Below are 17,857 nucleotides of genomic sequence, written 5' to 3'. Positions count from 1 at the left end.
CTCCCATTCCTATGGGATCCGCGTGCCGTTCCAACCGGCATTTGGTGAAGTGGATCGACGGTAATTTTGGATGATGAATGATGAATAGATTCGAAAGGGGACAACAGATCATCTATGAAAAAGAAATCATGGTTGTTAATGTTACTGACCATATTTATGGTGATTACCACGGCTTGCGGAGGCGGCGGTGGAAGTGAAAGTGCCGGAGGAGAGGTTTCGCTGGATGACGTGGAAGCCGCTTCGATGGATATGAAGAACGACACGACACCCGTTAAAATCCAATACTGGCATGCCCACGCGGATGCACAGCTTGAAGGCTTGAACTACATGATTGCCGAATTCCAGAAGAAGTACCCTCATATTACGGTAGAGCCGGTGTTCCAAGGCGGTTATCCTGATCTTCACAAAAAATTATCGGCTGCAGTGGCTGCGAATGACGTGCCGGCTGTTACGAATGTCGAGGTTGCGTCCTTGCCAAACTTTGCGGACAGCGGAGTGTTCTCTGATTTGGGCCCATGGATTAAGCGCGATGAAGTGAAGATGGACGATTTCGCCAAAGGGATGCTGAATGCATATGCATTCAATGGCAAGCAATATGGATTCCCTCTGATCGTCAGTACCAGCGTGTTTGTATACAACAAAACGATGCTGGACGAGCTGGGTGTAGAACCGCCGCAGAAGTGGGATGAGATCGATGATTTTAATGCAAAGGTAACGAAAAAAGAAGGCGACAAAACGACCCGTTATGCCTTCTCCGTTCCAGGCTGGGATACGTGGTACTACGATCCGTGGAACATTAACGGCGGCGGACAAATCCTGTCGGAGGACCTGAGTGCTTCCGCTGTCGAGACCGAGGATTCTCTCCGGTACCTCCAGAACTTCTACAAGTGGCAAAATGAAGGCAGCATGCATATGGGCTTCGGTAAAGGAGCTTCCGACAATATGCGCCAGATGTTCCTGAACGGCGAAATCGCCATGGTGCAGCATTCATCGGCTTTGCTCAAGATGTACCGCGAGAATGCGGACTTTGAGGTTGGCGTATCCTTTATCCCTGGCGATAAAGTGCGGACCTCCAATATTGGCGGCGCGGGGATCGTCATGATGGACGGCGCCGAGGATCTGGAGAAAGAGGCGGCTTGGAAATTCATCGAGTTCATGACTTCGGCGGAGCACAACATTAAGTGGGCTGAATCCGTTGGATACCTGCCGACAAGAAAATCCGCAATCGAGTCAGAAGAAGGCGATCAATATTTCGAAAGATGGCCGCAATACAGAGCGGTATACGAGCATTTCGACGAAGTAACGCCGCGTCTGCAGCATCCGGCTTATCCTGAATTCAGCGAAGTCTACAAAGAAGTCATCGGGGAAATGGTATTGAACAAAAAAGATCCTATACCACTTATGCAGGATGCAGCCAAGAAGATCAACGATATTCTGGCTGACTATGAGTGATGCCTATGGAGACCAATAAAGCAATGACAAAGGCGGCGTCCGATCGGGCGACCGCTTCGGTCTCTAAACGGATGTCTCATACGTTGATCGAGAAGTGGAAGGACTTCTCGTTCGCAGTTCCGGCCTTGCTGTTTATGGGCGTGTTCCTGTATTATCCGCTGGGTTATTCCATCTACATCAGCTTCACGAATTGGAACATGACCCGTCCCGTGAAGAAATTCGTGGGCGTCGATAACTATACGCGCTTGCTGTCGAACTCGGATTTCTATCACTCCTTAAAGGTCACGTTCTTGTATACCGTCATGGACGTTGTATTCACGCTGGTCATCGGGCTGCTGCTGGCCTTGCTGCTCAACGTGTCATCGTCACGGTTGTTCGGTTTCTTGCGCGGTGTCGTTTTTATGCCCTATTACATCTCAATGGTAGTCGCGGCCATGGTATTTACATGGATTTACAATGGACAATACGGGCTATTGAATTCCATTGTTTCCTGGTTCGGCATGGAGCCGGTCGAATGGCTGACCAACCCTTCGACGGCATTGCCGGCGCTGGTTGCCGTTTCGGTCTGGAAGGGCGTTGGGTTTGCGATGATCCTCTTTATTGCAGGCATGCGCGGAATTCCGGCCGAGTATTATGAGGCGGCCTCCATTGATGGAGCCAGCAAGTTCCGGCAGTTCCGCAACATTACGCTGCCGCTATTGTCGCCGATGACCTTGTTTCTGGTCATTACCAGCTTTATTTCCTCCATGCAGGTGTTCCAGTCGATCGACGTCATGACGGGCGGCGGTCCGCTCAAGGCAACGAATGCGATCGTGTACTGGATCTATACGATGGCCTTTGATGAATTCAAAACAGGAAGAGCCTCGGCGCTTGTCATGATTCTGTTCGTGATCATATTGCTGTTAACATTGGTACAATGGGTGGTCAGCAGGAAGAAGGTGCACTATGAAGGATAATTATATGGCTGGATCCGCCAAGAACCGAAAGACCATAATGACGCTCCGCGTAATCGGGGCCGTGATCGTGACCCTTGTCATGTTCTTTCCGGTGTACTGGCTGCTGATCAGCGCGCTCAAGACGCAGTCTGAGATGCGGATGGCCGTTCCTACATTTTGGCCGGAAACCTTTGCCTGGCAGAACTTTGCCGAAGCCTTCCGGGTTATCCCTTACGCGCGGTTCTTCGGCAATACCTTGCTCATGGCGGTCGGAACCATAATTCTGCAGCTGAACGTGGCGCTCATGGCCGCTTATGCATTCGCGAAGGGGAAGTTCTGGGGACGGGACGCGCTGTTTCTGTTGGTGCTTGCCGCGTTGATCGTGCCGGAACAGGTGATTTTCGTTCCCGTGTACGTCATGATGTCCAAGCTCGATTGGCTGAATACCTTCTGGGCGCTCATCGTGCCTCACGGGGCGTCCGCCTATGCGATATTCCTGCTCCGGCAGGCGTTCAAATCGATTAACAACGACGTGCTGGAAGCGGCGCGCGTGGATGGAGCCGGACGATTCTCCATTCTGTACAAGCTGTTGTTCCCGATGGCGATGCCGACGATCGTCACCATGGGCGTGTTGATCTTCATTTCGTCCTGGAACTCGTATTTCTGGCCGCTGATCATGACCAACAACAACGACATGCGTGTGCTTACGGTGGGCATAGCAATGCTGCGTGATTCCATCGCCGGGAATGAAGCGATGTTCTTCAACGTCATTATGGCGTCCAGCGTCATGGCGATCATCCCGATCGTGCTGGTCTTTACGGTGATGCAGAAGCATATCGTGGCCGCGATGGCGAACTCGACGTTTAAATAAGCGCATATATCATATGTTGCGGAATTCAGGACGGTGTGGAGACGGTGGGCAAGGATACACCGCCATACCGTCTCTTTGTTCGAGCGAAGGACATAAAGCTAATTCCTGCTGTGCGCAGCAGGGATCGGGAAGCCTGCGGCGAACAAACCTATAGAGCTGCAAACGGCCATTTCGATTGCGTAAGTCCGTCTTCTTGCGGCGGCAGTGTGATCGAGGCCGTCAATCGACTTAAATATGGAGGGAATGGCACATGGAAGTACGGGGATTGGCCCATCGAGGGTATCCGCTCAAATATCCGGAGAACACGATGCTGGGCTTTCGGAAAGCGCTGGAGCTTGGTTTCTCGCACCTGGAGCTGGATGTCCAGCTGACGAAGGACGGCGTGCCTGTCGTGATTCATGATCCTACGGTTAACCGGACGACCAACGGAACCGGAGCGATCAACGCCTTCACGCTGGAGGAAATACGCAAGCTGGATGCAGGCCGGGGGGAAGTCATCCCCACGCTGGAGGAAGCGCTGCTTTTTGCCAAGGATCGGATGATCGTTGACATCGAGCTGAAGCAGATGGGGGACACCTATCCCGGGCTGGAACAGAAGGTCATTGACGTGATCAAGGATACGGGCATGGATAAGCAGGTATTCCTGACCTCCTTCGATCATTATTCGATAGAACGTGCCCGTTCCCTTGATCCTGACATCGAGCTGGGGCTTGTGATTTATGGGGCGACGCCATCGGTCTTTCCTTATCTGGAACAGATCGGCGCTCGCTATGTGTCCGTCAAATATGTATACGTGACCCCTTCGTTTATGGAGGAAGCGCGCAAGCGGGGGATCCAGCTCATCGTCTGGACGCCGGATGACGAGGCGGTATTGGCATCCCTTGCCCAGTATCCTGAACTCTTGATCGTAACGAACAACTTGGAAGGCTGGGCCAAAGTGTACAAAGAAAAGATTGCACTGAATGCTTAGCGTTATCAGGGTCTGACACTTGCGTGCAGCGGAGTGACCTATTAGGACAACTGCATTTAAGAAATGCCAAGGGTCTTTCGGGGCAAGGCGAACCTAAAGTCGAAATATGCATAGAAGAAGGATCCGCCCTAGTCGCGATTTAGGGGCGGATCCTTTAATTATGAATGGCCGAAATGTTGGATATCCTGCTTGTTTCGGTGCTTATGGCAGCGGGAAACGTCGCGGGCTTCATCCGGGTTTCATCTGGGTGGACGAATTTGAAAATTTAATGAAAATTTTCAGTTGACCTGCGGACAATTGTCCGTTAGAATAAAAAACGCGTTACCGGACAATTGTCCGTATAGACAAAAGACAGGGAGGATAAGGTCTTGGATATGGGAGTGGGGCCAAGTTCGGCCAAGATTAATTTAAGCAAAATAAAGAGAGGGCCGATCGTTGCCGCACTGATTATCGGCGCGTTCGTGTCCATCTTGAATGAGACATTGCTGAACATCGCTTTCCCAAGCTTGATGGAGCAGTTTGGCATTGGGGAGTCCACGGTGCAGTGGCTTTCCACATCTTACATGCTGGTTGTCGGTATTCTGGTGCCGGTCACGGCGCTGCTGCAGCTTTGGTTCACGACAAGACAGATGTTTATTGGCGCTATGTCGCTATTCCTGATAGGTACGATTATATGCGGCTTCTCGCCGGTATTCGGGGTGCTGCTGGTAGGCCGTATCCTGCAAGCCGTCGGAACGGGGCTTATGCTGCCGGTTCTGATGAACACCATACTTAGCATTTATCCGCCTCAGAATCGCGGAGCCGCAATGGGGATGATCGGTCTGGTCATCATGACGGCACCGGCGATCGGACCGACGCTTTCCGGTTTGATCGTGGATGCGCTGAACTGGCGCTGGTTGTTCTACCTGGTCATTCCGCTTGCTGCGTTCTCCATCGTGTTTGCCGCGGTGTTCCTGAAGAACGTATCGGAACTGACCAAGCCGAAGGTCGATTACATTTCGATTATTCTGTCTACCATCGGTTTCGGGGGAATCGTATATGGATTCAGCAGTGCCGGCGAAGGCACCTGGTCTGATCCGAAGGTCATATGGTGCATTACCGCCGGGGCTATCAGCTTGCTGCTCTTCGTATGGCGTCAGCTGAAGATGGAGGAACCGATGCTGGATCTGCGTACCTTCAAATTTCCGATGTTCTCCCTCGTGACCGTGCTGATGCTGGTACTTATGATGAGCATGTTCTCCACCATGATCATGCTGCCGCTGTTCCTGCAGAACGCGCTGGGCTTGACTGCGCTATCGGCCGGTCTGGTCATGATGCCGGGCGGGATCATCAACGGATTGATGGCGCCGATTACAGGGAAGCTGTTCGATAAATTGGGACCGCGCGTTCTGATTATTCCCGGCTTGGCGCTGCTGAGCATCGCCATCTTCCTGTTCTCGCGCATCGACTCTTCATGGACGGGTGGTTATGTCATCTTCCTTCATGTTATGATGATGATAGGGATTTCGATGGTTATGATGCCGGCCCAAACCACGGCTTTGAATCAGCTGCCGCGCTTGCTGTATCCGCATGGAACGGCGATCATGAATACGCTGCAGCAGGTGGCGGGAGCTGTCGGTATGGCGCTCTTTATCAGCATCATGACTGCAGGTGCTAAAAATTACGTTGAAACAACCGGGGATCTCAATCCGGTGCAAAGCATGGTTGCCGGTCTTCATAATGCTTTCGTAATCGGACTCGTTCTTGCAATCATTGCTTTCGTGCTGGGCTTATTTGTTAAACGTACGTCTTCACCCGTTGAAGAAAAACAGTCTGCCGCATAAGGTTCCCGTTTGTTTAATTAGAAAGGGATGCGTGCATTGCCGAAAGAGAATGACGAGTTGGGTCAAAAGATTTTGGATACGGCTCAGGCCTTATTTAACAAATACGGAGTCGAGGACGTCTCCATGCATCAAGTGGCCAAAACGGCGGGGATCGGTCAAGGTACCCTTTACCGCCGGTATCCCAGCAAGAGCAAGATTTGCTTTACGCTGATGGAGGCCAAGATCGACCGGTTTATGGAAGGGCTGGACGTTTATCTTCGCCATAGCGAAGGTGAAACGGTAGCACATCGGCTGCGGACCGTGATGACGAAGGTGATTCTGCATTTCAACGAGGATCTGGAGTGGCTCAGGGTGATGCTGACCTCTGACCGGTTGGAGGACACCAAGAACATTATGTGCGAGAACCCGCCCTTCACGTATTTGCGCTTACAGATCAAGCGTCTGCTGGAGCTTGCGGCTGAGCGGGGAGAGCTGATGCCCCTGGATCCTCTGTTCACCTCCGTGATGCTGGCATCCCTGCCGCGGGCCGATATTATTCTGTACATGCGCGATATGGGATACAGCGCGGAACAGATTGCGGAGGAATATTGCCGAAGCTTCGTGGACCCGCTATTTATACAACGCTAAATGATATATTCGGCTGCAGGTCAAAAGCCGTTTCGGGAGATTGGAAAACTCGCCCGGAACGGCTTTTTGATGTATGTTCGGCCCTTGGACTTTCGATTATCAATGCAACATTTGGCAAATACGCCCGTCAGTATAGTTGTACATGATAACTTAAGACACCTAGAAAGGATGATGTACATGAACAAACAATGGAAGAAGCAAGCAGCGACGCTGATGGTTGCGGCCATGGCCGTTTCCGGCGGCGCAGCGGCTTATGCGGCACCCCAAGCCGGAGACAGCCAGGATCAGAAGCCGGTGGTGATCTCGGCGGTCATCGATTACGGAGTTCTGGTCAACGGCAAGGTAGTGGCTGGCGCCGGATTTATGAATGCCGACGCGAAACAGGTCATGATCCCGCTGCGCAGCGTATCCGAGGCGCTCGGATTCGAACTGGAGTGGAATCAACAGGACCGTTCTGCGGAGCTGACCAAACCGGGATCGCCGATCTGGACCCTCGTGCAAACGGGCAAAGACCAGTATGCGGTTAACAAAATGTATAAGTCCCTCGGCGCCGCTCCGGTGAATGTAAAAGGCACGCTGTATGTTCCTGCGAGCTTCTTCAACGAAGTGCTCCAGGTTAACGTCGCGGTTGATGGAACGAAGGTAAACATCACGTCCGAGGAAGAGGTTAAGAAGGAAACCGTGGTCGGAACCATCACGGAAGTTATCCATAACGGAGAACGCAAAGCCGTTCATATTAACGGTACGGGTACCGAAGGAATCGTGCTGAACGTGGATGAGAACACGGTCATCCGCGATGCGGAGGGCAAGAAGATCGAGCTTAAGGATCTTGCAAAAGGCATGAAGATCGAAGCGGTGCACAGCCTGGCGATGACGATGAGCCTGCCGCCTCAAACGTATGCTTACGAAATCAGCATGAAGTCCGACAAGGAAGAGACGGAGCAGCTGGCTACGGCCGGCGCCATCACCGACATCAATGCGGATGGCGGCAACCTGCGCGTAACGATCAAGGGCAAAGGGTTGACGGAACAATCCCCCAATGAAGTCGTCCTAAATCTGACTCCCGAGACGGTTGTCGTGAATAAAGACGGCAAAGCCTTGAAAACGAGCGACTTGGCTGACGATGCGGAAATTATCGGCTACTACGGCCCGGTACTAACCAAGAGTCTGCCGCCAATCGGCAATGCCATCAAAATCGTTCTTCAATAAGTCATAAACGGGAAGAAGCCTGGCGGCAGCGCCAGGCTTTTTTCGGGATCCTTAATGATACAAGGGGGGGAGCGGAATTTCCTTGTCGTAAATGGTGATATTTAAATTCTTCTGTTCATCGAGTGAAGCGAAGAATACTTGATCAAGGGGAATTCCCCGCTCACCCAGCTGAGTCTCCAGCCATTCTCCGGTAAGGTTTAACTTCTGGAGGGTGATCGTTTGAATGCGTCCTTCTTTGACGACGGCGTAGGACAGACCGGCATTCTGCCGCTTTAACTTCAGGTCCTCCAGCGTGACGGCGGTCTTCTCCATCTTTTTCAGGATGGATAAGGCACCGCTCGGCTCCAGCACGGCCATATCGACTTCAGCCATATCGAAGATCTGTTCCTTGCGCAGCATTTGCAAAATGTTATCGATGGAGTAACGTGCTTTTTTCATATTCGGATAAACGAACTGCCCGTCTTTAACGACAATCAGCGGTTCAAATGTAATCCACTTGCCGATGCGCCGGCTCTTCACAAGCAGGATCGAGGCAAGCTTCTGTAACAAGCCGATGGCAATGATCGCAAAAGCGGTATGGATATGTTCGATTTTGGGATCCGCGATATCTGCTCCGACCACGGAGCCCAGGGACAGGATAATGATGTAGTCGAAAACGGGAAGCTCGGCGATGGAGCGGCGGCCCATGAAAAGAGTAACGCCCAAGAGCAGCGGGTAAATGGTATAAATTCTCCCAAGCACTTGCAGAAGATCCTTTAGGAGTTCCATGGCACAGACCCTTTCCGAAGATTTTGTGGTCCTTAATTAAAAGGGTGGGCAGTTGTCATGAAAAATATGTATATGCATCCAATTCCAAGTCCAAGTCTCCACCATGGCTTTTTCTCCACTCTATAGACGAGATTACCTGAGCCTTCGTTTGCGCAGGTATATTCCCTTCGCATGCCGAATACTGTACAACAAAATCGTCCATGACGGATGGAGGGAAACGGATGAAGCGCAGTTGGGTGAATTCGCCGTATTCATTTTCGCTGGGCATGTTTGCCATGATGGTTCCGAGTCAGGCGTTCAGCTCCTTTTACATCTTTTTCTACGTCGATACCTTGGGTCTTGGCATAGGGCTGGCATCTCTGGCAAGAACCGTATTTCTGATCTGGGATGCGGTAAACAATCCGCTCATGGGGTATTGGTCCGATCGCACCAGAACCAGGCTGGGACGACGCAGGCCGTGGGTATTCGGGGCGATTCCGCTCTTCATGCTGACCTTCGTGCTCGTGTTCTCGCCGCCGGAAGGACTGTCTGAGAACGGGCTGTTTATGTGGTTTTTGGTTGCGCTTATCCTGTATGAAGCCGTGGCAACCGTATTATGGGTCAATTATGGGGCGCTGTTCCCCGAACTTTTCCGCGGAGACCGCATCCGGGCGAAGGCCTCGGCCATCCAGCAGGGCTATCAAGTGGTGGCATTGTTGATCGGTACTGCGCTGACTCCGATCATCTATGACGCCATGGGATTTTCGAACATGGCGATCCTGTACGCGCTGCTGTTCGGCGTGTTCATGTTCCTGTGCATGATGAGCGTCCGCGAGGAAGAGTCGTACAGCGCAAGCGAGCCGCTCAAGCTTGTCCACGCATTTCGTGAAACGCTGCGCAACAAGAAGTTCTGGGTGTTCAACATCTCCAATTCCTTTGCCCAGACGGTAAATGGACTGATAAGCTCCACGATCCCTTTTTACGCAAAATACGTGCTTCGCATCCCGGACAATCAAGTGTCGATTCTGCTGGCAGCCGTGTTTGTATCCGTCATCCCCTTGGTGTTCGTGTGGTACTGGATGATCCGCCGGATGGACGGCGTGAAGGCATGGCGTTTGTCGCTGGGGATATATGCGTTATCCGTCATCCCTCTGTGGTTTGGCTATGATCTGATCAGCGGCATTCTGGCGGGGATCGGAGTAGGGTTCGGTCTGGCAGGATTTCTGGTTACGCCGGCCATGGTTAGCGGCAACATCATCGATGAGGATGCGGAGCGGACAGGGCTTCGCAGAGAGGGGATTTATACAGCGGTCAGCGGGTTTATTACGCGTTCCAGCGGATTGATCTCCGCGCTGGCGTTTTTTGTCGTAGGCATGATATTCGGATATGAAAGCGGTGACAACCCCGGAAGCGATCCGGAATCGACCTTTCGGTACTTAATCAGTGTCGTCCCCTTATGCCTGTTGGCCATTTCCTTCTTGCTATCGTATGCAACCAAAATCGAATTCTCAAAATCCATAGGAGGCGGGCATGACCATGGAGCGAAGACTGATCATCAACTGTGACGATTTCGGACAGAGCAAGGCCATGAATGAGGCGATCCGGCATCTGCTGGAGGAGAATAAAGTTTCATCGGCGACCATCATGACCGTGGCCCCCGGCTTTGAGGAGGCAGCCTCCTGGGCCGCACGCCGGCGCCAACCCAATGTAGGGCTGCATCTGACTTTGACGAGCGAATTCGAAGCTTTGCGGTGGAAGAGCTTGACCGGTCATTCTTCGTTGCATGACGCTAGCGGTCACCAATACCGGACGGTTCAGGAGTTTGAACGGGGAGCAGAGACGGGCGCCGTGCTAAAAGAGCTGGAGGCGCAATACCGGCTGGCGAAGAAGGCCGGCATCCGCATCAGCCATGTGGATAACCACATGGGCAGCCTTTACGGGATGGAAACGGGGCGGAGCCTTATTCCGCAGATGCTGTGGAAGACTTCCCGCTGGCGCCTCCCCGCGCGCTTGTTTCGCTATATTCACCCGGAGGATCCGCTGCTCAGCACGCTGCCGAATATCGAGCGGCCGGTGGCGCTTGCCTCCAGCTTGGCCGATACCTTCGGCGTGCCGATCCCGGATTATCTGCTCTCGCATCCGTTTCCCGTCGTCGAGGGAGAGACCTATGAGAGCTTCAAGCAGTCGCTGATCGATAAGCTGTACAGACTCCCCGAAGGAGTCAGCGAAACGTACGTTCACCCGGGAGCGGAGGATGAATGGATGCTGGCGAATATTCCGAATTGGGAGAAGCGGGTATGGGAGTACCGCCTGCTGTTTGATGATGATTTTGCTTACGGTTTGCGGGATGCCAAGGTGATCCTGACGGATTACCGCTACGTGGAGGAGCATCTGAAGCGTCCCCGCGTGCGCTCGGCCGTGAAGCTGATTAAGGCAATGGCCAAAAAACGTAAGCCTATGCTAAAACAAGCCCTGCCGCGGCACCGGCAGGGCTTGTTTTTCGGTTAAGTACGCTGGGCTCGCGCTGTCATGTACGGTCTCGTACCGACGTTACTTCGCTTCAGCTTCCAGCTTGGCAATCTGTGCCTTGTATTGGTCCAGCAGTTTCGCCAGCGCTTTTTTAATAGAGTCGGCGTCCTTGGCATCCACCGCTTTGAAGAGGTCGATTCTTGCATGGACGAACGCCAGATCCTCATCGTCGATCTTCACTTCCAAACTCTCTGCATCGCTGATTTTCACTGCCTTCACGCTGGCTGTCTCGAAACGGATCACGTCGTGCTTCCCGTCGCTTGCATCGGTTTTCACGGCTTCCGCTACTTTGATGGCGGTACTTTCGAGAGGGGCAAGCTCCTTGATCTTGGTAATCTTGATATTCTTGATATCGCCACTGTCCACGAATCCCTTGACGGTTTCAGCCGGAACAGCCTTCACGGCAATGGATATTCCGAATTCGCCTTCTGCCGCGACCGGCTTTACCTCGCCGTTGTCTGCAACGACAGCAGCGGCCTCCGAGAAAAAGAAGGTTCCCTCGCTTCCGGCAAGCTTGCCGTATTTCGCCAGCGTATCCTTCCAGTCCTGAACCGTTTCCGGCGCGTATTGTTCAGCCAACTCCAACGGATTCGGCATAACGGAAATGGTTGCTGTGGTGGCAACGGGCGCAGTTTTACCTGTTTGGTTCGGTGCATCGACTGGGGTTTCGGCACCCGAGGCATGGACGGGAAGAGCTGCTGTTCCAAGAAGGGCAGCGGATAGGGCGAGCTTGCCAAATAGTTTGTGTTTCATCGTATTAACACTCCTTATCGGGGTTGGTTTGTCTTACAGTACCCAGTGTACGAATCAGCATTGGCAGAACATTGGTGTATTTGTGGAAAAACAATGGCATTCCCCATTCGCTTTGTGCCGATTGGTATACTGAGAAAAGATGAAGCTCGGAGGTAATGATATGAACCAAACCTATCTCATCGCCGTTGTGGATGACGATTTGCATATACGAAATTTGGTGGAGGCTTATTTGCGCAAGGAGGGTTACCGGACGGTGGGCCTTGGCACGGCGGAGGAAGGCTGGGACATGTGGAGAACGAATCCGCCGGATATGTGGGTGCTCGATATTATGCTGCCCGGCATGGACGGTTTCGAATTGTGCCGGCGGATCCGCGCGGAAGCCGAGGTCCCGATCATCATGATCTCGGCCAAGGACAGCGAGGTGGATAAAATATTGGGGCTTGAGCTGGGAAGCGACGACTACATGGTCAAGCCGTTCAGCCCTCGCGAGCTGGTTGCCCGAATCAAACGGCAGCTGAGCCGATGGTACAAATTCAACCACGCGGAGCATGTCCCGCGGCTTGCCGCCGCTTCCCCGGAGCTTAGCAATGGGCGGCTTCAGTTACTGCTGGAGGAGAGGCGCGTGTTCTGGAACGGGGAAGAAGTGGATATGACCAACAAAGAATTCGAGATGCTGAGAGTGTTTGCCGAGCATCCGAACCGTGCGTTTACCAGGGACGAACTGCTGACCTCCGTATGGGGGGACGATTATTTCGGAAGCGACCGGGCGGTTGACCATCTCATTAAACGGCTGCGCAAGAAAGTGGAGCAGCTGCCGATCGAGGCCATATGGGGACATGGATACCGAATGAGAACGGATGGGGAGGAATCATCGATATGAAGCTGGTCCATCAGATCAATCTTGCTTTCGCTTTGTCGCTTATACTCGTGCTGTCCGTGACGGCCGTCGTCATTCATTATGTGCTGCTGGACCATTTTATCGGCACGCAAAGAAAGGACATGCAGTCCATTGGGGCGGCGTTGACGGCAAAACTGGAAACCGCGGCTGCACAGAGCATCCCTATCGAGAGCGAGCCTCTGACCGTTAGCGGGTTTGCCTCTGCACAGGTTGCCGAGGTCGGCGTTATTATTCAGGACAGCCAAGGGAATATAGTCCGCTCGACTCCTGTAGTTCCTACCGCCCAGTACATGGGCATAGCAGCAATAAGACCCGATAGCATAGCTTCGTATAACTCCTCATCGGTGGACGGACAATTCCTAACCGAGGTCACGGCAGTTCCCCAAGGGACGATGACGCTGATTACGCCAGTGAGCAAAATCAAGGCGATTGAGCAGGCGCTGCTGGGGCGTTTGATGCTCGTATTCGGCGCAGGGGCCGTGGTCATGGTGATCTTAAGTCTATTCATCACCAAGCGGCTGATTAAGCCGCTCATGCATCTGCGGGAAGAATTGAAGAAGGTGAAGGAGCGTCAATTCTCCGAAGTCCGGCGCGTGTCGGCAAGCGGGGAGCTCGGCGCCGTGGCAGAGTCCGTCTACGAAATGGCCGGTGAGCTGGAGCGGTACAATCATGTGCAGAAGCAATTTTTCCAGAACGCTTCGCACGAGCTGAAGTCGCCGCTCATGTCCATATCCGGATATGCGGAGGGAATCCGGGACGGCATATTCGAAGGGGAGGATATTCGCAAAGGGCTCGATATCATTATGAGCGAGAGCGGCCGGATGAGAAATATCGTGACCGAGATGACGCTGCTGGCCAAGCTGGACAGTGAAGATGATATTTTCAAGGCCGCAGAAGTCAATATGAAAGAGCTTGTAGAGGAAACGATCGAGAGGATCAATCCGGTTCTGGTGAAAAAAGGGCTGTTCGTGCATCTTTCATACGGGGATAACGAATCGTTAACGGTGTATGCCGACCGGGATAAGCTGCTGCAGGCGCTGTTGAACATCGTTTCGAATGGAGCGAGGCATGCAAGCAAGCATATTTACATTCAAGCCGGTCTCCAAAAAGGTCGGGTGGTGCTCACCGTATCCGATGACGGCGAAGGGATCTCCGAGGAGCTGCTGCCTTATCTGTTCCACCGGTTTGTGAAGGGCAAGAACGGGGAGACGGGACTCGGTTTGGCGATTGCCCGGGCCATCGTGGAACGCTGCGGAGGCCTGATCACAGCGGGGAATCGCCAAGAGGGAGGCGCCGTGATTTCGTTAGGCTTCCCGGTGCACAGGAAGACCTCCATGGCTTAGAGTCTGTAACCATCCATCGTGACGGACGTCAATGGAAATCAAGTCGTTTGGGGTAAGAGGGGCTTTTTCTGGGTAATTATACTTAGAGAAAGCCTCATTTTTTGCGCAATCACACATATTATTCAATATTCCCTAACAAAACGCGTAAGCTATAGAGGATTTCAAGTTAGAAGGCAGAATTCTGTATATATCCGGGCAAGCTGGATGATAACAGGTGACAAGCAAGATACAAAATAATCAAAAGGCGATGGTGATGTTGTCCATGGATATGCAGTATCGAGTGGAGAAAGATTTTCTGGGGGAAAAACAGCTTCCTATAGATGCCTATTACGGCATCAATACGGTCAGGGCGGTAGAGAATTTTCCGATCAGCGGGGTGCCGATTCATGCCGAGCTCATTTCTGCTCTCGGAGAAGTAAAGAAAGCGGCCGCGCTGGCTAATATGGAACTTGGCCTGCTGCCGAAAAAGATAGGCAGCGCCATTATAGAGGCGGCAGACGAGATCATCGCAGGCAATCTCCGTTCCGAATTCATTGTCGATTCCATTCAGGGCGGGGCGGGCACTTCGATCAATATGAACATGAATGAGGTATTGGCGAACCGGGCGCTGGAGATTTTGGGAAAACAGAAGGCCGAGTATTTCTACTGCAATCCTAATAATCATGTCAATATGTCGCAATCCACGAACGATGCCATTCCGACGGCGATCCGCATTGCGTCGTACCGTCTGACCCAGGATCTCCTTGGGGTGTTCCGGACCTTGGTCGCCGGCATTCAGGACAAGGCCAAGGAATTCGACGATGTCATCAAGATGGGACGCACGCATCTGCAGGATGCGGTACCGATCCGGCTTGGGCAAGAGTTCGGGGCTTATGCCAACGTGCTGACAAGGGACATCCACCGCATCGAGCGGGCAGCGCAAGGATTATTGGTTGTCAATATGGGCGCGACGGCTGTAGGCACGGGATTAAATGCAACGCCGGACTATATGCAGAGCGTCGTCCAGCATCTGATTGAGCAGACAGGCTTCTCCCTGAAGCAAGCCGAGGATTTGGTGGATGCCACCCAGAACACGGATGCTTATATGGAATTGTCGGCTGCGCTCAAAGTGTGTGCGGTGAACTTCTCGAAAATGTGCAACGATATCCGCCTGATGGCTTCCGGACCGAGAGCCGGCTTGAACGAGCTGAACGTGCCTCCGAGACAGCCGGGCTCGTCGATCATGCCGGGCAAGGTCAATCCCGTGATGGCGGAGGTCATGAACCAGGTGTCGTTCCAGGTCATCGGCAATGACCATACGATCAGTTTGGCTTGCGAAGCCGGTCAATTCGAGCTTAACGTCATGGTTCCGGTCGCCGCCAACAACCTGATGCACTCCCTGAAAATCCTGAAGAACGGCATGGACGTGTTCTACAAGAATCTGATGGTTGATCTTACAGCCAATAAGGAACGCTGCAAATACTTCGTAGATAACAGCTACGGCATCATTACGGCATTGAACCCGCATTTGGGCTATGACGTAGCCTCCAGGCTGGTAAAGGAAGCGCAGAAGACAGGCCAAAGCATCAAGGAGATCATCCTGGAGCAGGGACTTTTGACAGAGGAGCAGATTCTGGTCATTCTGGATCCTTACCACATGACTTCGCCGGGCATTGCGGGAGAAGAGTTCCTGTTGAACCAATAAGATGCAGGATGTCTTTAACGATAACGAGTGAAAGAGCTGACTCCGATCAATTCGGGGTCAGCTCTTTTAGTTTGCATTTATGGATTGTCGATTGCCGCTATGAGGGAGGCGATGACGTCCTTCTCGGCATCATTTAGCACCTTATTCGTTTGCCACTGCTGGACCTCTTGTTTCACTTGTGCAACATCCTGGTAACCGAGATGGTACGCTATGCTTGAGATGACGCTTTGCCTACTTGCTTCGTCACCCATATCAGCAAGTGCCTGCATCACGCCCTCCCTGTCTTTCGTAAACAATTCACCGACGATGGCGGCATATTGCTCGGCAGAGGCACCATCGAGATTCACTGTTGCGAGGAACAGGCTCGTATAATGCTCGGGTTGGATGAGGGAGTGGTGGGTATACAGCAGCTCCAGCGTTTCCAGCGCTTTGCCGTTGCTCAGGCGGTTATATTCCATCCAGTCCATGCCCTCCACGTGAGCCAGCATGTTCGTGGCTTTATCCTCGGCACTCATGTCCTCTCCTTCGTACAATGATAATACGCGCTCCTCCGGACTTTCATGGTCCGTCACTGCACTCGTCGCAGGTTCGGAGGGCGACGAAGCCGGCGCTTTGGACGGGGTGCTCGAACAGGCTGTTACAAGAATCAGAAGAGCAAGGACGAAGCCGTAATAAGTTGCATGACGTTTGAACATGGATTCTCATCTCCTTTATAGTCTAAACGGATATTTCCTGTAAATAGTTACATAAAAAGGAGGGAGATATGGAGCTCTACCCCATGATAAGATGAAGGCTGCATATTCGCATGCTGATTAAGTTTACGGTTGGGCTCCATTTGCCGATAAAAGTGTTAGAATAAACATATGTGACATGAAAGTGGCAGTATGAAAAAAAGGGGTATGTGATTTTGAACAATCGATTTGGTGTGATAACCGATCAGGAGATCATTCAACAAGCAAAGCAGCAGTGTATAGACAAGGGGATGAACCCGGAGCTTCTTCCAACACATACTTATCGATTGAATGCTGAAGCATTGGCTGCAAGGCGTGCCAAATATAACGAATATATCGAAGTGATCCAAGTCTTCGTGAATAAATTCCTTTCCTCCGGTTCCGGGAACCCTGTCGTGATTACGATGACGGATAACGAGGGCTTCATTCTTGACATGGAAGGGGACCCGACCATCATAGAAACGGCCCGTTATTTGGGCATCATGGAGGGCAGCGGGTATTCCCAAGAAGACGGCCCCAGCTCGATTGATCTGTGCCTTCGGTACAAACGGCCGTTTACGTTGATAGGAGAAGATCATTTTCATCACATTCTTCACCGCATGGCGTGTTATTCGGCTCCCTTTCACGGCGAAGATGGGAAGGCGATCATAGGAACGATCTCCCTAATGACGAACGAGGAGTTTGTTCACCCGCATTTATATGCCTTGCTCTGCACGATGGCCGATTCCCTGGAGCGGGAGATGGTGACCCGCAAACAGAACACGCAGCTGCAAACCCTTAACCAAGTGCTGCTGGGAACGAAGCATTACGGCGTGATCATCACCGATGCGGAGGGCCAGATCCTGCAGATGAACGAAACCAGCTTAAGCCTGCTGTGCCCGGATGCCGGCGACCGTGACCGGACGAAATACGTGGGCCGCCCGGTGTTCGGCATCGAGCCGATTGGCGAATATTATGAACGGGTGATACACGGACAGGAGATTTGCATCGGAGAAGAGCTGTCCCTTGAGATATCCGGAAGCATGCACCACTATATCCTGGATGTTCAGCCGGTGTATGACCGGGAAGGGCAGCTTATGCGGGTCGTGGGCTCCCTGCGCGACATTACGGAGATGAAGCGCACGGAGGAAGTGCTGCGGAATACGGAGAAGCTGGTGTTTGCCGGCCAGGTTGCCGTCAGCATCGCCCATGAAGTCCGCAATCCCCTCACGACGGTAAAAGGAATGCTTCAGCTGGCCAATAAGGATGCCGCTCTCCGGCACTATGACCTGATCATGTCCGAGCT

16 protein-coding genes are annotated in these 17,857 nt (G+C 52.6%); 13 read left to right on the top strand and 3 right to left on the bottom strand.

Annotation, left to right across the window (positions count from 1 at the left end):
* The first annotated feature begins 114 nt into the window (after positions 1 to 114).
* The 7 genes from HMPREF9412_RS20645 (at position 115) to HMPREF9412_RS20615 (ending at position 7,887) form a co-directional block, all read left to right on the top strand.
* Positions 115 to 1,452, top strand: a complete 1,338-nt coding sequence (locus tag HMPREF9412_RS20645; protein WP_009593675.1) for an ABC transporter substrate-binding protein — start codon at positions 115 to 117, stop codon at positions 1,450 to 1,452.
* Positions 1,452 to 2,408, top strand: a complete 957-nt coding sequence (locus HMPREF9412_RS20640) for a carbohydrate ABC transporter permease (RefSeq protein WP_036672924.1) — start codon at positions 1,452 to 1,454, stop codon at positions 2,406 to 2,408. The genes HMPREF9412_RS20645 and HMPREF9412_RS20640 overlap by 1 nt, the downstream gene beginning before the upstream one ends.
* Complete coding sequence (locus tag HMPREF9412_RS20635; RefSeq protein WP_009593684.1) at positions 2,398 to 3,258, top strand: carbohydrate ABC transporter permease; 861 nt, start codon at positions 2,398 to 2,400, stop codon at positions 3,256 to 3,258. Before HMPREF9412_RS20640 ends, HMPREF9412_RS20635 begins: the two co-directional genes overlap by 11 nt.
* 250 nt (positions 3,259 to 3,508) lie before the next feature.
* Positions 3,509 to 4,228, top strand: coding sequence for a glycerophosphodiester phosphodiesterase (locus HMPREF9412_RS20630; RefSeq protein ID WP_009593699.1), 720 nt, complete (start codon positions 3,509 to 3,511; stop codon positions 4,226 to 4,228).
* Positions 4,229 to 4,602: 374 nt separating this feature from the next.
* Complete coding sequence (locus HMPREF9412_RS20625; protein WP_441295378.1) at positions 4,603 to 6,051, top strand: MDR family MFS transporter; 1,449 nt, start codon at positions 4,603 to 4,605, stop codon at positions 6,049 to 6,051.
* A gap of 27 nt (positions 6,052 to 6,078) precedes the next feature.
* On the top strand, positions 6,079 to 6,678 hold the full coding sequence (locus HMPREF9412_RS20620; RefSeq protein ID WP_433938187.1) for a TetR/AcrR family transcriptional regulator: 600 nt from the start codon (positions 6,079 to 6,081) through the stop codon (positions 6,676 to 6,678).
* A gap of 177 nt (positions 6,679 to 6,855) precedes the next feature.
* A complete protein-coding gene (locus HMPREF9412_RS20615; protein ID WP_009593672.1) occupies positions 6,856 to 7,887 on the top strand; it encodes a copper amine oxidase N-terminal domain-containing protein in 1,032 nt (343 codons plus the stop codon).
* Between the two features lie 51 nt (positions 7,888 to 7,938).
* Here the strand turns inward: HMPREF9412_RS20615 and HMPREF9412_RS20610 are convergent, their stop codons facing one another.
* The gene (locus tag HMPREF9412_RS20610; protein ID WP_009593678.1) at positions 7,939 to 8,655 is read right to left on the bottom strand and encodes a DUF421 domain-containing protein; all 717 of its coding nucleotides are present in this window, start codon (positions 8,653 to 8,655) and stop codon (positions 7,939 to 7,941) included.
* A 221-nt stretch (positions 8,656 to 8,876) separates the two neighbouring features.
* Here HMPREF9412_RS20610 and HMPREF9412_RS20605 point away from each other — a divergent pair, with 221 nt between their 5' ends.
* Positions 8,877 to 10,199: an MFS transporter gene (locus HMPREF9412_RS20605; RefSeq protein WP_009593693.1), complete on the top strand. Its 1,323-nt coding sequence runs from the start codon at positions 8,877 to 8,879 to the stop codon at positions 10,197 to 10,199.
* Entirely contained in the window at positions 10,171 to 11,142 is a 972-nt protein-coding gene (locus tag HMPREF9412_RS20600; protein WP_009593677.1) for a polysaccharide deacetylase family protein, read from the top strand. Before HMPREF9412_RS20605 ends, HMPREF9412_RS20600 begins: the two co-directional genes overlap by 29 nt.
* Positions 11,143 to 11,184: 42 nt before the next feature.
* Here HMPREF9412_RS20600 and HMPREF9412_RS20595 read toward each other — a convergent pair whose 3' ends face one another.
* Complete coding sequence (locus HMPREF9412_RS20595) at positions 11,185 to 11,916, bottom strand: hypothetical protein (protein ID WP_009593694.1); 732 nt, start codon at positions 11,914 to 11,916, stop codon at positions 11,185 to 11,187.
* A 160-nt stretch (positions 11,917 to 12,076) separates the two neighbouring features.
* Here HMPREF9412_RS20595 and HMPREF9412_RS20590 point away from each other — a divergent pair, with 160 nt between their 5' ends.
* The 3 genes from HMPREF9412_RS20590 to HMPREF9412_RS20580 all read left to right on the top strand — a co-directional run bounded on the left by HMPREF9412_RS20590 (position 12,077) and on the right by HMPREF9412_RS20580 (position 15,841).
* Complete coding sequence (locus tag HMPREF9412_RS20590; RefSeq protein ID WP_009593676.1) at positions 12,077 to 12,796, top strand: response regulator transcription factor; 720 nt, start codon at positions 12,077 to 12,079, stop codon at positions 12,794 to 12,796.
* A complete protein-coding gene (locus tag HMPREF9412_RS20585) occupies positions 12,793 to 14,157 on the top strand; it encodes a sensor histidine kinase (RefSeq protein WP_009593685.1) in 1,365 nt (454 codons plus the stop codon). The genes HMPREF9412_RS20590 and HMPREF9412_RS20585 overlap by 4 nt, the downstream gene beginning before the upstream one ends.
* A 253-nt stretch (positions 14,158 to 14,410) precedes the next feature.
* Complete coding sequence (locus HMPREF9412_RS20580) at positions 14,411 to 15,841, top strand: aspartate ammonia-lyase (protein ID WP_175320790.1); 1,431 nt, start codon at positions 14,411 to 14,413, stop codon at positions 15,839 to 15,841.
* Between the two features lie 77 nt (positions 15,842 to 15,918).
* Here the strand turns inward: HMPREF9412_RS20580 and HMPREF9412_RS20575 are convergent, their stop codons facing one another.
* Positions 15,919 to 16,536: a hypothetical protein gene (locus tag HMPREF9412_RS20575; RefSeq protein ID WP_009593679.1), complete on the bottom strand. Its 618-nt coding sequence runs from the start codon at positions 16,534 to 16,536 to the stop codon at positions 15,919 to 15,921.
* A 206-nt stretch (positions 16,537 to 16,742) separates the two neighbouring features.
* On the opposite strand from HMPREF9412_RS20575, the gene HMPREF9412_RS20570 reads away from it, so the two are divergent.
* On the top strand, positions 16,743 to 17,857 hold a 1,115-nt coding region (locus tag HMPREF9412_RS20570), incomplete at its 3' end, for a PAS domain-containing protein (RefSeq protein ID WP_009593698.1).

It is taken from the genome of Paenibacillus sp. HGF5 (assembly GCF_000204455.1).
Lineage (GTDB): Bacteria > Bacillota > Bacilli > Paenibacillales > Paenibacillaceae > Paenibacillus_AQ > Paenibacillus_AQ lautus_A.
This window is presented reverse-complemented; position numbering and strand designations above follow the sequence as displayed.

Bases quoted from the DNA above. Each gene is read 5' to 3' on its own strand.
- HMPREF9412_RS20645 (WP_009593675.1), top strand. From the start codon at position 115: ATGAAAAAGAAATCATGGTTGTTAATGTTACTGACCATATTTATGGTG.
- HMPREF9412_RS20640 (WP_036672924.1), top strand. From the start codon at position 1,452: ATGCCTATGGAGACCAATAAAGCAATGACAAAGGCGGCGTCCGATCGG.
- HMPREF9412_RS20635 (WP_009593684.1), top strand. From the start codon at position 2,398: ATGAAGGATAATTATATGGCTGGATCCGCCAAGAACCGAAAGACCATA.
- HMPREF9412_RS20630 (WP_009593699.1), top strand. From the start codon at position 3,509: ATGGAAGTACGGGGATTGGCCCATCGAGGGTATCCGCTCAAATATCCG.
- HMPREF9412_RS20625 (WP_441295378.1), top strand. From the start codon at position 4,603: ATGGGAGTGGGGCCAAGTTCGGCCAAGATTAATTTAAGCAAAATAAAG.
- HMPREF9412_RS20620 (WP_433938187.1), top strand. From the start codon at position 6,079: ATGCGTGCATTGCCGAAAGAGAATGACGAGTTGGGTCAAAAGATTTTG.
- HMPREF9412_RS20615 (WP_009593672.1), top strand. From the start codon at position 6,856: ATGAACAAACAATGGAAGAAGCAAGCAGCGACGCTGATGGTTGCGGCC.
- HMPREF9412_RS20610 (WP_009593678.1), bottom strand. From the start codon at position 8,655: ATGGAACTCCTAAAGGATCTTCTGCAAGTGCTTGGGAGAATTTATACC.
- HMPREF9412_RS20605 (WP_009593693.1), top strand. From the start codon at position 8,877: ATGAAGCGCAGTTGGGTGAATTCGCCGTATTCATTTTCGCTGGGCATG.
- HMPREF9412_RS20600 (WP_009593677.1), top strand. From the start codon at position 10,171: ATGGAGCGAAGACTGATCATCAACTGTGACGATTTCGGACAGAGCAAG.
- HMPREF9412_RS20595 (WP_009593694.1), bottom strand. From the start codon at position 11,916: ATGAAACACAAACTATTTGGCAAGCTCGCCCTATCCGCTGCCCTTCTT.
- HMPREF9412_RS20590 (WP_009593676.1), top strand. From the start codon at position 12,077: ATGAACCAAACCTATCTCATCGCCGTTGTGGATGACGATTTGCATATA.
- HMPREF9412_RS20585 (WP_009593685.1), top strand. From the start codon at position 12,793: ATGAAGCTGGTCCATCAGATCAATCTTGCTTTCGCTTTGTCGCTTATA.
- HMPREF9412_RS20580 (WP_175320790.1), top strand. From the start codon at position 14,411: ATGTTGTCCATGGATATGCAGTATCGAGTGGAGAAAGATTTTCTGGGG.
- HMPREF9412_RS20575 (WP_009593679.1), bottom strand. From the start codon at position 16,536: ATGTTCAAACGTCATGCAACTTATTACGGCTTCGTCCTTGCTCTTCTG.